Annotated in this window: 15 protein-coding genes; 6 read left to right on the top strand and 9 right to left on the bottom strand. The window is 66.4% G+C overall.

Features of this window, described 5'->3' with window-relative positions; genetic code table 11:
* Positions 1-17: 17 nt before the first annotated feature.
* The 3 genes from purD to ACEQZD_RS12125 are packed head-to-tail and all read left to right on the top strand — an operon-like array spanning position 18 to position 5,212.
* Positions 18-1,304: a phosphoribosylamine--glycine ligase gene (gene purD / locus ACEQZD_RS12135; protein ID WP_370185829.1), complete on the top strand. Its 1,287-nt coding sequence runs from the start codon at positions 18-20 to the stop codon at positions 1,302-1,304.
* Positions 1,305-1,347: 43 nt separating this feature from the next.
* Positions 1,348-2,454: a cyclic nucleotide-binding domain-containing protein gene (locus ACEQZD_RS12130; protein WP_142947278.1), complete on the top strand. Its 1,107-nt coding sequence runs from the start codon at positions 1,348-1,350 to the stop codon at positions 2,452-2,454.
* A 55-nt stretch (positions 2,455-2,509) separates the two neighbouring features.
* Positions 2,510-5,212 (top strand): response regulator, encoded by a 2,703-nt coding sequence (locus tag ACEQZD_RS12125; protein WP_255442107.1) that lies wholly within the window; start codon positions 2,510-2,512, stop codon positions 5,210-5,212.
* Here the strand turns inward: ACEQZD_RS12125 and ACEQZD_RS12120 are convergent.
* Positions 5,169-6,218: an AraC family transcriptional regulator gene (locus tag ACEQZD_RS12120; protein WP_142947279.1), complete on the bottom strand. Its 1,050-nt coding sequence runs from the start codon at positions 6,216-6,218 to the stop codon at positions 5,169-5,171. The two genes, ACEQZD_RS12125 and ACEQZD_RS12120, sit on opposite strands and share 44 nt — an antisense overlap.
* An 80-nt stretch (positions 6,219-6,298) precedes the next feature.
* On the opposite strand from ACEQZD_RS12120, the gene coq7 reads away from it, so the two are divergent.
* Positions 6,299-6,946, top strand: coding sequence for a 2-polyprenyl-3-methyl-6-methoxy-1,4-benzoquinone monooxygenase (coq7, locus tag ACEQZD_RS12115; RefSeq protein WP_370185821.1), 648 nt, complete (start codon positions 6,299-6,301; stop codon positions 6,944-6,946).
* A gap of 173 nt (positions 6,947-7,119) precedes the next feature.
* On the opposite strand, the gene speD is transcribed toward coq7, so the two are convergent.
* Both speD and ACEQZD_RS12105 read right to left on the bottom strand, forming a co-directional pair.
* Positions 7,120-7,923 carry an adenosylmethionine decarboxylase gene (speD, locus tag ACEQZD_RS12110; RefSeq protein ID WP_142947281.1) on the bottom strand — a complete coding sequence of 268 codons (804 nt, stop codon included), beginning with the start codon at positions 7,921-7,923 and terminating at the stop codon, positions 7,120-7,122.
* A gap of 25 nt (positions 7,924-7,948) precedes the next feature.
* A complete protein-coding gene (locus tag ACEQZD_RS12105; RefSeq protein ID WP_194855960.1) occupies positions 7,949-8,368 on the bottom strand; it encodes an OsmC family protein in 420 nt (139 codons plus the stop codon).
* A gap of 233 nt (positions 8,369-8,601) precedes the next feature.
* Between ACEQZD_RS12105 and crp the strand changes: the two genes are divergently transcribed.
* Positions 8,602-9,231: a cAMP-activated global transcriptional regulator CRP gene (crp, locus tag ACEQZD_RS12100; RefSeq protein ID WP_067611683.1), complete on the top strand. Its 630-nt coding sequence runs from the start codon at positions 8,602-8,604 to the stop codon at positions 9,229-9,231.
* A gap of 166 nt (positions 9,232-9,397) precedes the next feature.
* Here crp and trpC read toward each other — a convergent pair whose 3' ends face one another.
* The 4 genes from trpC to trpE are packed head-to-tail and all read right to left on the bottom strand — an operon-like array spanning position 9,398 to position 13,342.
* Positions 9,398-10,204: an indole-3-glycerol phosphate synthase TrpC gene (trpC, locus tag ACEQZD_RS12095; protein ID WP_194855959.1), complete on the bottom strand. Its 807-nt coding sequence runs from the start codon at positions 10,202-10,204 to the stop codon at positions 9,398-9,400.
* The gene (gene trpD / locus ACEQZD_RS12090; protein WP_335629758.1) at positions 10,201-11,244 is read right to left on the bottom strand and encodes an anthranilate phosphoribosyltransferase; all 1,044 of its coding nucleotides are present in this window, start codon (positions 11,242-11,244) and stop codon (positions 10,201-10,203) included. The genes trpC and trpD overlap by 4 nt, the downstream gene beginning before the upstream one ends.
* Positions 11,241-11,831 (bottom strand): aminodeoxychorismate/anthranilate synthase component II, encoded by a 591-nt coding sequence (locus tag ACEQZD_RS12085; RefSeq protein ID WP_194855957.1) that lies wholly within the window; start codon positions 11,829-11,831, stop codon positions 11,241-11,243. The genes trpD and ACEQZD_RS12085 overlap by 4 nt, the downstream gene beginning before the upstream one ends.
* The gene (trpE, locus tag ACEQZD_RS12080) at positions 11,831-13,342 is read right to left on the bottom strand and encodes an anthranilate synthase component I (protein WP_370185815.1); all 1,512 of its coding nucleotides are present in this window, start codon (positions 13,340-13,342) and stop codon (positions 11,831-11,833) included. The genes ACEQZD_RS12085 and trpE overlap by 1 nt, the downstream gene beginning before the upstream one ends.
* A gap of 263 nt (positions 13,343-13,605) precedes the next feature.
* Between trpE and ACEQZD_RS12075 the strand changes: the two genes are divergently transcribed.
* Positions 13,606-14,163 carry a pyridoxamine 5'-phosphate oxidase family protein gene (locus ACEQZD_RS12075; RefSeq protein WP_370185812.1) on the top strand — a complete coding sequence of 186 codons (558 nt, stop codon included), beginning with the start codon at positions 13,606-13,608 and terminating at the stop codon, positions 14,161-14,163.
* Between the two features lie 111 nt (positions 14,164-14,274).
* On the opposite strand, the gene ACEQZD_RS12070 is transcribed toward ACEQZD_RS12075, so the two are convergent.
* Positions 14,275-14,826, bottom strand: coding sequence for a response regulator transcription factor (locus ACEQZD_RS12070; protein WP_194855954.1), 552 nt, complete (start codon positions 14,824-14,826; stop codon positions 14,275-14,277).
* A partial coding sequence (locus tag ACEQZD_RS12065; RefSeq protein ID WP_370185809.1) for a sensor histidine kinase occupies positions 14,816-15,447 on the bottom strand: 632 nt, incomplete at its 5' end. The genes ACEQZD_RS12065 and ACEQZD_RS12070, both read right to left, overlap by 11 nt.

The following is a 15,447-nucleotide window of genomic DNA, read 5'->3' as shown; positions in this document are numbered from 1 at the left end:
ATAAGAGAATCGAGCCCATGAAAGTCCTGATCATCGGCGGCGGTGGCCGCGAGCACGCCCTGGCCTGGAAAGTGGCGCAAGCGGAACAGGTGGAGAAAGTGCTGGTGGCGCCGGGCAACGCCGGCACCGCCCGCGACGCCAAGCTGGAAAACGTGGCCCTGGACGTCAACGATCAGACCGGCCTGGCCGACCTGGCCGAGCGCGAAGGCGTGGCGCTGACCATCGTCGGCCCCGAGGCGCCGCTGGTGGACGGCCTGGTGGACTACTTCCAGAGCCGCGGCCTGAAGTGCTTCGGCCCCAGCAAGGCCGCCGCCCAGCTGGAAGGCTCCAAGGCCTTCACCAAGGACTTTCTGGCCCGCCAGAACATCCCCACCGCCGCCTACGGCAACTTCACCGATGTGAACGAAGCCCTCGCCTATGTGCGCGAGCAGGGCGCGCCGATCGTGATCAAGGCCGACGGCCTGGCCGCCGGCAAGGGCGTGATCGTGGCGATGACACTGGAAGAGGCGGAAGCCGCCGTGCGCGATATGCTCGACGGCAACAAATTCGGCGACGCCGGCCACCGGGTGGTGGTGGAGGAATTCCTCGACGGCGAGGAAGCCAGCTTCATTGTCATGGTGGACGGCGAGCACATCCTGCCGATGGCCACCAGCCAGGACCACAAGCGCGTCGGCGACGGCGACACCGGCCCCAACACCGGCGGCATGGGCGCCTACTCACCGGCGCCGGTGGTCACCGATCAGGTGCACCAGCGCATCATGGAAGAAGTGATCCGCCCCACCGTGGCCGGCATGGCGGCCGAAGGCATGCCCTACACCGGCTTCCTGTACGCCGGCCTGATGATCAGCCCGGACGGCCACCCCAAGGTGATCGAGTACAACTGCCGCTTCGGCGACCCGGAAACCCAGCCGATCATGATGCGCCTGAACAGCAGCCTGGCGGATCTCTGCCTGGCGGCGCTGGACGGCGCCCTGGACAGCGTCACCGCCGACTGGGACCCGCGCCCGGCCCTGGGCGTGGTGCTGGCCGCCGGCGGCTACCCGGACGCCTACCGCAAGGGCGATGTGATCCACGGCCTGGACGGCGCCGATTCGGACACCGTCAAAGTGTTCCACGCCGGTACCCGCGAGGACGACGGCCAGGTGGTCACCAGCGGCGGCCGCGTGCTGTGCGTCACCGCCCTGGGCGACACCGTGGCCCAGGCCCAGCAGCGCGCCTACCAGGCGGTGCAGGGCATCGGCTGGGACGACGCCTATCACAGAAGCGACATCGGCTACCGTGCAGTGGCCCGGGAAAAGGCTTAGCATACCCCCTCAGAATAACGAATGAGAAAACCCCGGGGGAGCCATGACCGCATCCACATCGGTGGACACCGCCGGCACGCCCGACGTGTCCCGCCTGAGCGCCTTTATTCCCTTCGACGGCCTGAGCCCGTCGCACCTGCGCGAAATCGAACAGCAGATCACCGTGCACCGGCTCCCCGCCGGCCGGTTGCTGTTCAAGCGCGGCCAGAGCGGCGACAAGGCCTACTTCCTGATCGACGGCGAACTGGATCTGATCGATGCCGGCTTCACGGTGCGCCCGTTCGCCGCCGACGACGATGAGAACTACCTGGCCGTGGACAACTACCCCCGTCATACGGTCAACGCCATCACCCGCGACAGCGCCACCCTCTACAGCATCGACCGGGACAAGCTGGACCTGCTGATGGCCTGGACCCAGGCCACCGAACTGATGCCCGGCGAGCACGACAGCGACGGCGAGGACCATAACTGGATGGACGCGCTGCTGGCCTCGGGGCTGTTCGCGCAAATGCCGCCGGCCAAGCTGCACGCCCTGTTCGTGAAGTTCCAGCCCCGCGAGGTGGAACTGGGCGAAACCGTGGTGCGCGAAGGCGAAAGCGGCGACACCTTCTACGTGATCAAACGCGGCAAGGCGATGGTCAGCCGCGCCAGCGCCGGCGGCGATCAGCCGGTGGCCGGCCTGGCCGCCGGCCGCTTCTTCGGCGAGGACGCCCTGATCAGCGACCAGCCGCGCAACGCCACCGTGACCATGACCAGCGACGGCGAACTGATGTGCCTGGACAAAGCCGACTTCCAGGCCATTCTGCAGGCCACGGTGATCCGCCGCCTCAGCGAGGACCAGCTGGAAGACCGCGTGCTGGAGGGCGAACGCGCCCATGTGCTGATCGACGTGCGCCTGCCCATGGAGGCACGCCATGACCTGATCCCCGGTGCCCGCAACCTGCCGCTCAACCAATTGCGCGAGCAGGCGCCCCGCCTGGAGCAGGAATTCACCTACATCCTCTGCGCCGAAGGTCGACGCAGTGAACTGGGAGCCTATATCCTCTCCGAGGCGGGCTTGGACGCCTATGTGCTGGATCGGGGACATGATGACACTAGGGAAGAACAACAACACAGCGAACGGAACATGGCGGCCAACGCCGAAAGCTGAACGCCACCGGCCGTCACGGCCCCCGGCCTGGCTGTGCTGGCTGCCGGCCCTGCTGATGCTGCTGGCGACCGCCGTCCAGGCGGCGCCGCCGCCCCCCTACGTGGTCAGCAGCCTGCCCGACAACGCACGCCTCACCATCTATTCGGAATACCTGCCCGACCCGGAAGGCACCCTGAGCCTGGAGGCGGTCACCGCCGGCGATTTCGAGGGCCGCTTCAAACCCGCCTCGCGGTTCGTGGAACGGCTGGGCCTGAGCGACCACCCCTGGTGGATACGCATCGCGGTGCAGAACGAACTGGGCGACCAGCGCCGCTTTGCCCTGATGCAGGGGCCCCGCCACTACTTCGACAGTGAATTCTTCCTGCCCGGCGACGGCGGCTACCGCCCCGCCGGGCCCGGCGAGCGCTTCGTGCACCGCACGCCGGTCTATCTGGTCGACCTGCCCCCCGGCGAACCCCAGGTGTTCTACTGGCGGGTCAATCCGCGCGGCAGCCTGATCTACTCCATCAACCTGAGCACCCTGCCGGCGGCGCTCGGCAACGACCCGCTGTTCGCACTCTATTGGCTGCTGTTCGGCGTGATGCTGGCGCTGGCCGTCTATAACGGCCTGGTGGCGCTGATGCGCGGCGGCATCAGCCACGGTTACCATGCCGGCTTCCTGCTCGCCCTGGCCGGCCTGGTGCTGTTTTCGTCCGGCATCCTGGCCGGCCACTCGCTGATCGGCGCCTGGCTGCCGCAACTGAAGATGGGCAGCCTGATGCTGGCGATCATCGGCGCCAGCGGCGTCGGCCGAACCTTCGTGGACAGCCGCCACAACACGCCGCTGCTGGACCGCCTGCTGCGCGGCCTGACCCTGCTGGCGCTGCTGTTTCTGGTGGCGGTGCCCTGGCTGCCGATCGCCGGCGCCCTGGCCGCCGCCTTCGGGCTGGGCCTGGCCGCCGCCGCTCTGCTGGTGGCCCTGGGCTACCAGGCCTGGCACCGCGAGGTGCCGCTGGGCGCCCTGTATTTCTTTACCAGCCTGCTGGTGGGCAGCCCGGTGGTGCTGGGCTGCCTGACCATGCTCGGCCTGGTGCAGAGCAACGTGGACCTGGGCCTGTGCGTGATGATCACCGTCAACCTGGCCGGCTTTATCCAGGCCGCCGGCCTGCGCATCCAGCACCACCAGCACCTGCATGTGAAGATGGAGCACCGGCGCAGCCAGAGCGTGGCGGACACCGTCGACACCACCCGCCGGGAGACCCTGGCGCGCATGGGGCACGACGTGCGCACGCCGCTGAGCGGCATTCTCGGCATGGCCGAAATTCTTGAGGACACGCCGCTGACGCCCAACCAGAAGGACTGCGTGGGCGGCATCCGCAATGCCGGCGAGAGCCTGCTCAAGATCATCAACGATGTACTGGAATACTCACAGCTGTCCGACCAGGGCGCCGACATCAACCGCGAGGCCCTGGACGCCAACGAGCTGCTGATGGGCGCGGTGGATCTGTTCCGCGAGCGGGCGGAAGAGAAGCAGGTGGAGCTGATCACCCACGTGCACACCAACCTGCCGGCGCGCATGGAGGGCGACCCCGGCCGGCTGCGCCAGGTGCTCACCAACCTGATGGGCGCCTTCATACGCCACGCGCAGCCCGGCGAGCTGATCATCGACATTTCCCTGGAGCCCACCGGCCGGGCCGGCCAGGTGCGCTTCGAATTCAGCGGCACGGCGTTGCGGCCCGGCACCTTCCGGGCGCTGCGCGACCCCGCCGCCCGCCAGGACAGCAGCAACCTCAACCTGTCGATCGCCGAGCAACTGGTGGAGGCCATGCAGGGCCGCGCCGGCGAGCGCGACGAGCACGGCGGCGACGTGGCCTACTGGTTCGTGCTGCCGCTGCCGGCCATGGAGGCGCCGCCCAGCGGCCCGGACACCGACATCAGCGCGCTGCAGGGCCGCAGCATGCTGGTGGTCGACGACTCCAGCACCGTCACCCGGGTGATCCGCCATCTGGCCCTGGGCTGGGGCATGCGCGTCACCGCCTGCCACGACCCGCGCGAGGCGCTGGCGTCGCTGCGCACCCAGGCCAACATCAACGAACCCTACGACATCGTGCTGCTGGACCACCACATGCCGGGCATGAACGGCCTGCAGCTGGCGGCGCGCATCCACGAGGACCCGGTGATCACCCACCCCACCACGCTGATCATGCTCACCGGCGTGAACAACGCCCCCACCGCCACCGAAGCGCGCAACGTGAGCATCCACCGGGTGCTCACCAAGCCGGTGTCGGCGCCGCGCCTGAAGCAGGCGCTGGCGGAGGAAATGGGCCTGCGCCGGCCGGTGCGCGAACAGGGGCAGCCGGAAACCCCGGACCCGGCGCTCAAACTGCTGGTGGTGGAGGATCACAAGCTCAGCCAGAAGGTGATTCGCGGCATGCTCAGCAAGCTGGGGCTGAGCGCGGACCTGGCCGCCAACGGCAAGGAAGCCCTGGCGATGGCCACCGAAAAGCGCTACGACCTGATCCTGATGGATTGCGAGATGCCGGAGATGGACGGCTTCGAGGCCACCCAGCGGATCCGTGAGTACGAGCGCCGCCAGGGCCTGGTGGCGGTGCCGATCGTCGCCCTCACCGCCCACATTCTGCGCGAGCACCGCGAGCGCAGCCTGGCCTCGGGGATGAACGCGCACATCCCCAAACCGGTGGAGATGAGCGTGCTGCGAGAGGCGCTGGTGCGCTTTACCCGGAAGGATCCGGGCGCGGCAGACGGCGACGCCAACTGACCGGCGACTCGCCGCGCCAGCGGCGGAAAGCGCGGCTGAACGAGCTGGACTCGGCGAACCCCAGCAACAGGGCGATCTCGGTCAGGTTGAGCGCCGGGTCTCGCAGGTAGAGCTCGGCCAGGCTGCGGCGCAGGCCGTCGAGCACTTCCTGATAGGCCAGCCCCTGGCGCTGCAGCCGGCTCTGCAGGGTGCGCACGGTGAGCCCCAGTTCCGCGGCCACCGCGTCCACGGACGGGTCGCCACTGCCCAGACGCCGGTAGATCGCCGAGCGCACCCGGCTGAGCAGATTGCCGTGGGCGTCGAAGTCCGCCAGCAGGGCCCCGGCTTCTTTCTCCATCATCCGCCCCAGCCCCGGGTCGGCGCTTTCCAGGGAGTGGCGCAGCAGCGCGGCCGGCAAACGCACGCCGTCGAAGTCGGCGTTAAATCGCACCGGCGCCTGGAACCAGTCCCGGTAACGGGCCGCGTCCGCCGGCGGCGGATGGCGGAAGCACACCTCCGCCGGGGCCGCGCCGGGCGGCATCAGCGGGCGCATGAAGGTCACCCAGCCGGTGATCGCCGCCTCGGTGAGCATGCGGCCCGGCTCCCCCGCCACCGGGCACCGCCAGCACAGACGCACCTGGTCACCCTCGTCATGGCGTTCGGTGCGTCCCAGATTGCCGGACAGCTTCTCGAAGCGCATCAGCCGCTCGATGGCTTCGTCCAGATCGCGGCTGGCGAGAATCACGTAGCCCAGCACCTGGTAGGAACGGGGCCGCACCCGGCGCCCGGTTTCAAAGCCCAGGCCGGGGTCGCCGCAGGCTTCCAGAATCACCAGAAACAGGCGCATCACATCGAGCAGCGGCAGCAGCCGCCCCGGGTCGTTGAACACGGCGCCGTCGATGCCCGCCTGTTCCAGCACCGTGGCCCGCTGCAAGCGATAGTGCGCGAGCAGATCCGGCAGCACCGAGTCGACAAAGGCGGCGGACACGCTGCGGTCGGTGCCGGCCACCGCGGGACTGATGTGCATGATGCCCTGGCCCTCTGTTTCACTGGTCAATGAAGCGGTTATGCTAGCATGCCCGTGACTGGTGCCCGGAGACCGGAACGATGACCGAACGACACTTTAGCCCCATGGATCGCCTGCTGAGCCGCGTGGACAGCGCCCTGCGCACCCTGACGCCGGGCTCCGCCCGCGCCGAGCGCCAGCCGCCCAACGCGGACCCGCAGCCGGAGGCGCCGCTCAACCCCAGCGAGCGCCGCCACGTCACCGGGCTGATGCGCATCAACCACACCGGCGAAGTGTGCGCCCAGGCGCTCTATCAGGGCCAGGCCAGCACCGCCACCCTGCCCCATGTGCGCCACGCCATGGAGGCGGCGGCCCGGGAGGAGGAGGATCATCTGGCCTGGTGCGACGACCGCATCCGCGAGCTGGGCGGCGTGCCCAGCCGGCTGAACCCGCTGTTCTACGCGGTCAGCTACGCCCTCGGCGCCGGCGCCGGCCTGGCCGGCGACCGCTGGAGCCTGGGCTTCGTCTCGGAGACCGAGCACCAGGTGGTGCGCCACCGGGAGAACCACCTCACCCGCCTGCCCGCCGGCGACCGGCGCAGCCGCGCCATCCTGGAGCAGATGCGCGAGGACGAGCTGCGCCACGCGGTCACCGCCGAAGGCGCCGGCGGCGCCCCCCTGCCGCCGCCCATCAAAGGCGCCATGGCGCTGATGAGCAAAGTCATGACCTTCACCACCTACAGAATCTGAAGCAGTTAATAGTTAACAGTGAACAGTTAATAGTTGCGCGATAGCGCATTTCCCGTCCTGAAACGAATGAGGCCGCGCCCCACCTGGGTACGCGGCCTCATGCGTTTCAGTCTTGGCTCGAAGCTTCGCCCGCGAGCTGTTAACTGTTCACTGTTAACTATTAACTGCCGTTTTCACATGTTGCGGCTGTAGAAGATTTCGAGCATTTCGGTCTGCAGGCGTTCGCGGATGTCGGCGAGTTCCTTGTCGTCGAACTCGTCGCTGCCGGCGCCGAACAGGTAGTTGTTGATGTCGAATTCCTTGAGCAGCATCTTGGTGTGGAAGATGTTCTCCTGGTACACGTTCACATCGATCATCTGATACCCGTTCTGGGTGTCCTCGGTGAGGAAGTTCTGAATCGAGTTGATGTCGTGGTCGATGTAGTGCTTGGTGCCGTCCACGTCGCGGGTCATGCCGCGTACCCGGTAGTCGATGGTGACGATGTCGGAATCGAAGCTGTGGATCAGGTAGTTCAGTGCCCGCAGCGGTGAAATCACCCCGCAGGTGGAGACATCCACGTCCACCCGGAAGGTGGAGATGCCGTTGTCCGGGTGCGACTCCGGATAGGTGTGCACCGTCACGTGGCTCTTGTTCAGGTGGGCGACCACCGAATCCGGCAGCGGCCCCGGCGCCTCTTCGTCCCAGTCGCCGTCGGTGGGCGGGGATTCGTGCTCGGCGATCAGCATGGTCACGCTGGCGCCCTGGGGATCGTAATCCTGGCGGGCAATATTGAGAATATTGGCGCCGATGATCCGGGTCACGTTGGTGAGGATCTCGGTGAGACGCTCGGCGTTGTACAGCTCGTCGATATACTCGATGTATTCCTTGCGATGCTGCTCGGTTTTCGCATAGGCGATATCGAAGATATTAAAGCTGAGGGACTTGGTCAGGTTGTTAAAACCATGGACCGAAATCTTGGGATTGGGATCTTTCACCACGGCGTTATTTCCCCGCTGGCCGTTATCAGGATTCGATGCTGTAGCTGTGCGTCACTTCCACGCCACCGCGTGTGAGCATAATGGCGGCGGAGCAGTACTTCTCCGCGGACAGTTCCACGGCCCGTTTCACCTGATTTTCCTTGAGGTTATTGCCACTGACCCGGAAATGCAGGTGAATTTTGGTAAAAACGGCCGGAATCTCGTTTTCGGCCCGTTCCGCTTCCATTTCGCAGCGGCAACCGGTCACGTCCTGGCGGGCCTTGCGCAGGATGTGCACCACATCGAAGCTGGAGCAGCCACCGACGCCCATCAGAACGGTTTCCATGGGCCGCGCGCCACGGTTTTTGCCGCCGTGATCCGGCGGTCCGTCCATCACCAGAGTATGGCCGGTTTCCGACTCGGCCTGGAAACAGACATCGCCCTGCCAATCAACCACCGCTTTCATTCGAGTCTCCTGCTCACGCCCTCGCGGAATGGCCGCGAAGACTACCACAGACCACCCCCACGCCATACCCCGGCGAACGTAGAACAGCGCCGGGCTGGCGCGCGGCGCGGCGAAGCGGCAGACTGTGGACCGGTTCCCTTGGCAGTCACGTGAAAAACAGGCAAACTCCATAAGCTTAAATAGCTAAGACTTTTTTCCGGCTTTTAAGCAGCGTGCCCAGAAGCAGAGAGCCCATGAGCGACGGTAACAAGATAATTCCAAATCTGGACCAATTTCTCGCCAACTGTCATCGCCGAAAGTACCCGGCCAAAAGCACCATCATCTACGCCGGTGACGAGTCGGACGCCCTGTACTACATCCTCAAGGGCTCCGTGACGGTGATGATCGAGGACGACGATGGCCGTGAGATGATCATGGCCTACCTGAATGAAGGCGACTTCTTCGGTGAGATGGGCCTGTTCGAGGCCGATCCGTCCCGTTCCGCCTGGGTGAAAGCGAAAACCGAGTGCGAGGTGGCGGAGGTCAGCTACCCCAAATTCCGCCAGCTGGCCCGCGAGGACGCCGAGATCCTGTTCGCGGTATCCGCGCAGATCGCCGGACGCCTGCGCGCCACCACCCGCAAGGTCGGCGACCTGGCGTTCCTGGACGTCACCGGTCGCGTCGCCGGCACCCTGCTGGACCTGTGCAAGCAGCCCGACGCCATGACCCACCCGGACGGCATGCAGATCAAGGTCACCCGCCAGGAAATCGGCCGCATCGTCGGCTGCTCCCGCGAAATGGTCGGCCGGGTGTTGAAGAACCTGGAGGAGCAGGGGCTGGTGTCGGTGAAGGGGAAGACTATGGTGGTTTATGGCACCCGCTGAGAGCAGTTAACAGTTAACAGTGAATAGTTAACAGCGGCGCGGTGCCGGACCGTGCCACCTGCAACGAAAGAGGCCGCGCTCCTGGCTTGGGGCGCGGCCTCTTTGCGTTCAGGGTGGTACCGGCGCAGCACCGCGCCGCTATTCACTGTTCACTGTTAACTATTCACTAGAAAAACAATGCTTTAAGGGCCGCGCCCGGATCCTCAGCCCGCATAAAGGCTTCGCCGACGAGAAAGCCATTGATTCCGTTTTTGCGCATCAGGCGGACGTCGTCGCGGGTGTGGATGCCGCTTTCGGTGATCACCAGGTGGTCGCCGGGGACCTGCTCGGCGAGCTCCAGGGTGGTGTCCAGGCGGGTGTCGAAGGTGTGCAGGTCGCGGTTGTTGATGCCGATCAGCTCGATGTTGAGCTTCAGCGCCCGGGCCAGCTCGTCGGCGGTGTGCACTTCCACCAGCACGTCACAGCCGGCCCGCTGGGCGGCGTGGTAGAGCTGGTCGAGCTGGGCGTCGGACAGCGCGGCCACGATCAGCAGCACCGCGTCGGCGCCCATGGCGCGGGTTTCGAACACCTGCCACGGGTCGATGATGAAGTCCTTGCGCAGCACCGGCAGGGAGACCGCGTTGCGGGCGGCGCGCAGGTAGTCCTCGTGGCCCTGGAAGAAGTCCTGGTCGGTGAGCACGGACAGGGCGCTGGCGCCGGCGCCTTCATAGCGGCGGGCGATGTCCACCGGGTCGAAGTCCTCGCGGATCAGCCCCTTGCTGGGGGAGGCTTTCTTGACCTCGGCGATCACCGCCGGCCGGCCGGCGGCCACGCTGGCGTACAGCGATTTGGCGAAGCCCCGGGCCTTGCCCTGGTTGCCCGCCATGGCTTCCAGTTCGCCCAGGCTGTAGCGCTGCTGGCCGGCCTGGATCTCCTCGCGCTTGCGTTCGACGATGCGCTCCAGAATGGTTCCGCTGATGGCTGCGTCGCTCATACCTCTTCCTTCAATGCGAAAGTGAACTGCGCCAGTTCGCGCATGCGCTCGGCGGCTTCGCCATTGTGGACCAGATCCTCGGCCATCCGAACCCCCTCTTCCAGGGTGCGGGTGACACCGGACACATAGATGGCGGCGCCGGCGTTGAGGGTGATCATGTCGGCGGCCTTGGCGGCGTTGCCTTCTTTACGCTTGCTGAACGCCTCGCGGATCAGCGCCAGCGACGCCTTCGGGTCGGTCACGTCCAGCCCCACCAGGGAGGCGGACTCAATGCCCACGTCTTCCGGGGTGAGGCTGTATTCGCGCACTTCCCCGTCCTTGAATTCCGCCACATGGGTGCGCCCGGCCAGGCTGATTTCATCCAGGCCGTCGAGGCCGTGCACCACCATCACGTGCTCGGCGCCCAGGCGCCCCATCACTTCCGCCATGGGCCGGCACAGCTTGTCGGAGAACACGCCCACCACCAGCCGCTGCACGCCGGCCGGGTTGGTCATCGGGCCGAGAATATTGAACAGGGTACGCATGCCCAGTTCCTTGCGCGGGCCGATGGCGTACTTCATGGCGCTGTGGTGGGACGGCGCGAACATAAAGCCGACGCCCACCGCGTCCACGCACTGGGCCACCTCGTTGGGGCTCAGGTCCAGGCGGATGCCGGCTTCCTCGAGCAGATCCGAGGAGCCGCTTTTCGAGCTCACCGAGCGGTTGCCGTGCTTGGCCACCCGGCAGCCCGCCGCCGCCGCCACGAAGGCGCTGGCGGTGGACACATTGAACAGATTGGCGCCGTCGCCGCCGGTGCCGACGATGTCCACCAGGTGGCGGCGGTTGTCGATCACCACCGGGGTGACCAGTTCGCGCATCACCATGGCGGCGCCGGTGATTTCGTCCAGGGATTCGCTTTTCATGCGCAGGGCCACCAGAAAGCCGCCGATCTGCGCATCGGTGGCGCCGCCGGTCATGATCTGGCGCATCACGTCGTTCATCTGCTCGGTGGACAGGTCGATGTGATCGACCACCGTGGCCAGGGCCTCCTGGATGTTCATGCGCTTTCCCCCTTCAGAAAGTTGTTGAGCAGATCATGGCCGTGTTCGGTAAGGATCGACTCTGGATGATACTGCACGCCTTCCAGCGGCAGCTCCCGGTGGCGCATGCCCATGATCTCGTCCATGTCGCCGTTATCGTCCAGGGTCCAGGCGGTCACCTCGAAGCAGTCCGGCAGGCTGGCCTTGTCCACCACCAGGGAGTGATAGCGGGTGGCCGTGTAGGGACTGGGCAGGCCGCGGAACACACCCTTGCCGGTATGATGCACCGGCGAGGTCTTGCCGTGCATCACCGTGCGGGCGCGCACCACTTGGCCGCCGAACGCCTGGCCCAGGGCCTGGTGGCCCAGGCAGACGCCAAGAACCGGTATCTTGCCGGCGAAGTGCTTGATGGCGTCCACGGAAATGCCCGCCTCGTTGGGCGTGCACGGCCCCGGCGAAATCATCAGCCGGTCGGCGTTGAGCGCTTCCATGCCGGCCAGGTCGATCTTGTCGTTGCGGTGCACCAGCACCTCGGCGCCCAGCTCCTGCAGATACTGCACCAGGTTGTAGGTAAAGCTGTCGTAGTTGTCGATCATCAGTACGCGCATTACTGGTTCCCCCCGTCCCCGTTGGCGCCGCCCAGGTCGAGGCCGCCCAGCGCCATATTCACGGCGCGGAACACGGCGCGCGCCTTGTTCATGGTTTCCTTCCATTCCAGGTCGGGCACCGAGTCGGCGACGATGCCGCCGCCGGCCTGCACGTACAGACGGCCGTCCTTGACCACGGCGGTGCGGATGGCGATGGCCATGTCCATGTCGTCGTTGAAGCCGATGTAGCCCACGGCACCGCCGTAGACACCGCGCTTGGTGGGCTCCACCTCGTCGATAATCTCCATGGCGCGGATCTTGGGGGCGCCGCTCAGGGTGCCCGCCGGGAAGGTGGCGGCCAGCACTTCCAGCGGCCCCAGGCCCTTGCGCAGGGTGCCTTCCACGTTGGAGACGATGTGCATCACGTGCGAGTAGCGCTCGATCTCCATGTTGCCGGTGACACGCACCTGGCCGGGCTCCGCCACCCGGCCCACGTCGTTGCGGCCCAGGTCGATCAGCATCAGATGCTCGGCGATCTCTTTCGGGTCGGCGAGCAGCTCCTCTTCCAGCTCCTTGTCGCGCTGCGGCGTGGCGCCGCGTTTGCGGGTGCCGGCGATGGGCCGCACCGTGACCTGGTCGTCCTCCACCCGGGTGAGGATCTCCGGCGAGGAGCCGGCGATGTGAAAATCCTCCAGGTCCAGATAAAACATATAAGGGGACGGGTTCAGATAGCGCAGCGCCCGGTACAGGTCGATGGCCGGGGCCGGAAAATCGCAGCTCATGCGCTGGGCCGGCACCACCTGCATGACGTCGCCGGCGAGAATGTACTCGCGGATCTTCTCCACGGCGGCGGCGTGCTGCTCGCGGGGAAACTCGGAGACGAAGTCGTTTTCGTCCACCGGCGCGCCGTACACCTGGTGCTCCGGTTCCGGCAGCGGCGCGCGCAGGCGGCGCTCCAGCTCGTCCAGACGGGCTTCGGCGCCGGCCACCGCGTCCGCGGCGTCGGGGCTCACGTGCACGATCAGGAACAGGCTGCCGCGCAGGTTATCGAACACCACCACTTCCTCGGAGCGCATCAGCAGGATGTCCGGCACCCGCAGCACGTCCTCGCCACGCGCCGGGCCCAGCCGGGGCTCGAAATAGCGCACGCTGTCGTAGCCGAAATAGCCCACCAGGCCGCCGTTGAAGCGGGGCAGCCCGGGCACGTCCGGGGCCCGGTACTGGAGACGGTAGTCTTCGATCCAGCCGATCGGGTCGTCGCTGTCGAGCTCCTCGACGACGGCGCCGTCGGCATCGCTCACGGTGATGCGCGGGCCGGTGATGCGCACCACCTCGCGGGCCGGCAGGCCGATGATCGAATAGCGGCCCCAGCGCTCGCCGCCCTGCACCGATTCGAACAGGTAGCTGTAGGGCCCGGCGGCCAGCTTGCGGTAGGCGGACAGCGGCGTGTCCAGATCCGCCAGCACTTCGCGCACCATGGGTACGCGGCTATAACCCTGGCGGGCGTAATCGTCCAGATTGCGTGGTGACATGGTGGTCCCCGGTCTTTGTCAGGTGCGGCAATCGCAAGTCGTGAATTGTAGCGGAAAAACTGCGGAGACTCTCAGGCAACCAGCGGCACCGGGAGACTCCCGAGGGCGAGCGTCACCATCGCCAGCCGGCGGGGGAGAAAGGCAGGAACGAATTAAGCAGGTTTGAGCGGTCCATGGGCGGATTCTAGCGCCGCTTCGGGGCCGATGCCAACACCCGTTTGGGGAATGGCCAAGCGCCCGTCAAGACGCCATACTGCGTGCCCATGAGCTTACCCCAGCGATGGACAGACTGGTTCGAGGCCACCCGCAAGGCCGCCCCCCACTGCTTTATGCAGCTCGCCACCGTGGGCGACGACGGCGGTGCCCGCTGTCGCACCCTGAGCCTGCGCGAGCGCCACGGACGGGCCCTGTGGTTCACCACCGACCAGCGCAGCGAAAAAGCCATGCAGCTGGAGCGCCAGGCCGGCGCCGAAGCCTGCTGGTACGACCTCACCAGCCGCACCCAGTGGCGTTTCCGCGGCCGGGTGCATTTCCTCACCCCGCAACAGCACCCCGAGGACACTCTACGACTGTGGCGCCTGATCGACCGCGAAGCCCGGGCGCGCTTCTGCGGCCCGCCGCCCGGCAGCCTCTGGCAACCGCCCAAATCCGACCACTACCGCTCCCTGCCGCCCACCCCGGAAGACCACCCGGCGGAAGACTTCTCCATCCTGGTGCTCACCGCCGACCAGGTCGACGTCCTCGAACTCGCCGAATCCCCTCACCGCCACTGGCAATACCACGGCGAAGGACGCGGGGCCCCCACGCGGCTAGTACCTTAAAGGCAGTTGATAATTGATAATTGACAGTTGATAGTGGACAGTTGATAGCTAAAACAACGCGGGCGCTGCCCGCGAGCTATCAACTGTCAATTATCAACTATCAATTGCTCTCTATTTTACTTGTCGTTTGCCGAGTTTGCGGGCGAGGGTGCGGCGGTGCATGCCGAGGCGGCGGGCGGTTTCGGAGATGTTGAAGTCGGTCTCGGCGAGGGTTTCGTGGATGCGTTCCCACTCCAGGGTTTTGATCGAGGTGGGGCGGCCGGTGACTTCCACTTCCACGTTGCCTTCGGCGCGTTCGAAGGCGGCTTCGATGTCGTCGGTGTTGGAGGGTTTGGCCAGGTAGTGGCAGGCGCCCAGCTTGATCGCTTCCACCGCGGTGGCGATGCTGGCGTAGCCGGTGAGCACCACGATCAGGGTTTCCGGGTCGTGCTCGCGCAGGGCCTGCACGCAGGCCAGACCGGAGGCGCCGCCTTTGAGCTTGAGATCCACCACCGCGTAGTCCGGGGTTTGCTCGCTCAGCACCTCGCGCAACACGTCCAGGCTGTCCGCGTGGCGCACTTGATAGCCGCGCCGTTCGAACGAACGGCCCAGGGTACGGGCGAACGCGGCGTCGTCCTCGACGATCAGCAGGGTTCGCTGGTGTTCCGGCTGCTCAGTGCTCATAACCGCCCTCCTTCCGGTCCGGTTCATCCATCCGCTGTTCATCGATCTCCTGTTCATCGATGGTAAGCGCCGACAGCGGCAGCGTCAGGGTCACCACGGCGCCGCCCTGGGGGCGATTGCCGGCGCTGACGTTGCCGCCCAGGGTGCGCACCACATTGAACACCAGGAACAGGCCCAGGCCGCCGCCGGGGCGGCCCTTGGTGGATTGATAGGGGCGCCCCAGGTGGCTGAGCATGGCCTCGGAAAAACCGGCGCCCTGGTCCATCACCGAGACGATCAGCGTATCGTCGCGGCGGCTGACTTCCAGCCCCACCCAGTGCGGCGACGCCTCCAGGGCGTTGTCGAGCACGTTATGCACGGTCTGTTTGAGCGCGGAATCGGAGATGATCGCCCGGTCCTCGCCGAACAGGTTGCGGTATTCGAAGTCGTTCACCGGGCGGGTGGTGCGCCACTCCGCCACCAGTTCGTCGACGAAGGCGTGCACGGTGGTCTCTTCCGAGGCTTCGCCGCGGGCCTCGCCGGCGGACAGCAGAATACCGCTGACGATGGATTTGCAGCGCAGCACCTGGGTCTGCATTTCGCCGATCTCCTGGGCCAGATCCGGGTCGGACTGGAACACCG

It is taken from the genome of Alloalcanivorax sp., from assembly GCF_964221125.1.
In the GTDB taxonomy this organism is placed as follows: domain Bacteria; phylum Pseudomonadota; class Gammaproteobacteria; order Pseudomonadales; family Alcanivoracaceae; genus Alloalcanivorax; species Alloalcanivorax venustensis.
This window is presented reverse-complemented; position numbering and strand designations above follow the sequence as displayed.

Excerpts from the sequence above, each read along its gene's own strand:
- ACEQZD_RS12130 (WP_142947278.1), top strand. The coding sequence starts at position 1,348 with ATGACCGCATCCACATCGGTGGACACCGCCGGCACGCCCGACGTGTCC.
- ACEQZD_RS12075 (WP_370185812.1), top strand. The coding sequence starts at position 13,606 with ATGAGCTTACCCCAGCGATGGACAGACTGGTTCGAGGCCACCCGCAAG.
- ACEQZD_RS12070 (WP_194855954.1), bottom strand. The coding sequence starts at position 14,826 with ATGAGCACTGAGCAGCCGGAACACCAGCGAACCCTGCTGATCGTCGAG.
- trpD (WP_335629758.1), bottom strand. The coding sequence starts at position 11,244 with ATGAACATCCAGGAGGCCCTGGCCACGGTGGTCGATCACATCGACCTG.
- ACEQZD_RS12120 (WP_142947279.1), bottom strand. The coding sequence starts at position 6,218 with ATGCACATCAGTCCCGCGGTGGCCGGCACCGACCGCAGCGTGTCCGCC.
- ACEQZD_RS12105 (WP_194855960.1), bottom strand. The coding sequence starts at position 8,368 with ATGAAAGCGGTGGTTGATTGGCAGGGCGATGTCTGTTTCCAGGCCGAG.
- crp (WP_067611683.1), top strand. The coding sequence starts at position 8,602 with ATGAGCGACGGTAACAAGATAATTCCAAATCTGGACCAATTTCTCGCC.
- trpC (WP_194855959.1), bottom strand. The coding sequence starts at position 10,204 with ATGAGCGACGCAGCCATCAGCGGAACCATTCTGGAGCGCATCGTCGAA.
- purD (WP_370185829.1), top strand. The coding sequence starts at position 18 with ATGAAAGTCCTGATCATCGGCGGCGGTGGCCGCGAGCACGCCCTGGCC.
- ACEQZD_RS12125 (WP_255442107.1), top strand. The coding sequence starts at position 2,510 with ATGCTGCTGGCGACCGCCGTCCAGGCGGCGCCGCCGCCCCCCTACGTG.
- ACEQZD_RS12085 (WP_194855957.1), bottom strand. The coding sequence starts at position 11,831 with ATGCGCGTACTGATGATCGACAACTACGACAGCTTTACCTACAACCTG.
- coq7 (WP_370185821.1), top strand. The coding sequence starts at position 6,299 with ATGACCGAACGACACTTTAGCCCCATGGATCGCCTGCTGAGCCGCGTG.
- trpE (WP_370185815.1), bottom strand. The coding sequence starts at position 13,342 with ATGTCACCACGCAATCTGGACGATTACGCCCGCCAGGGTTATAGCCGC.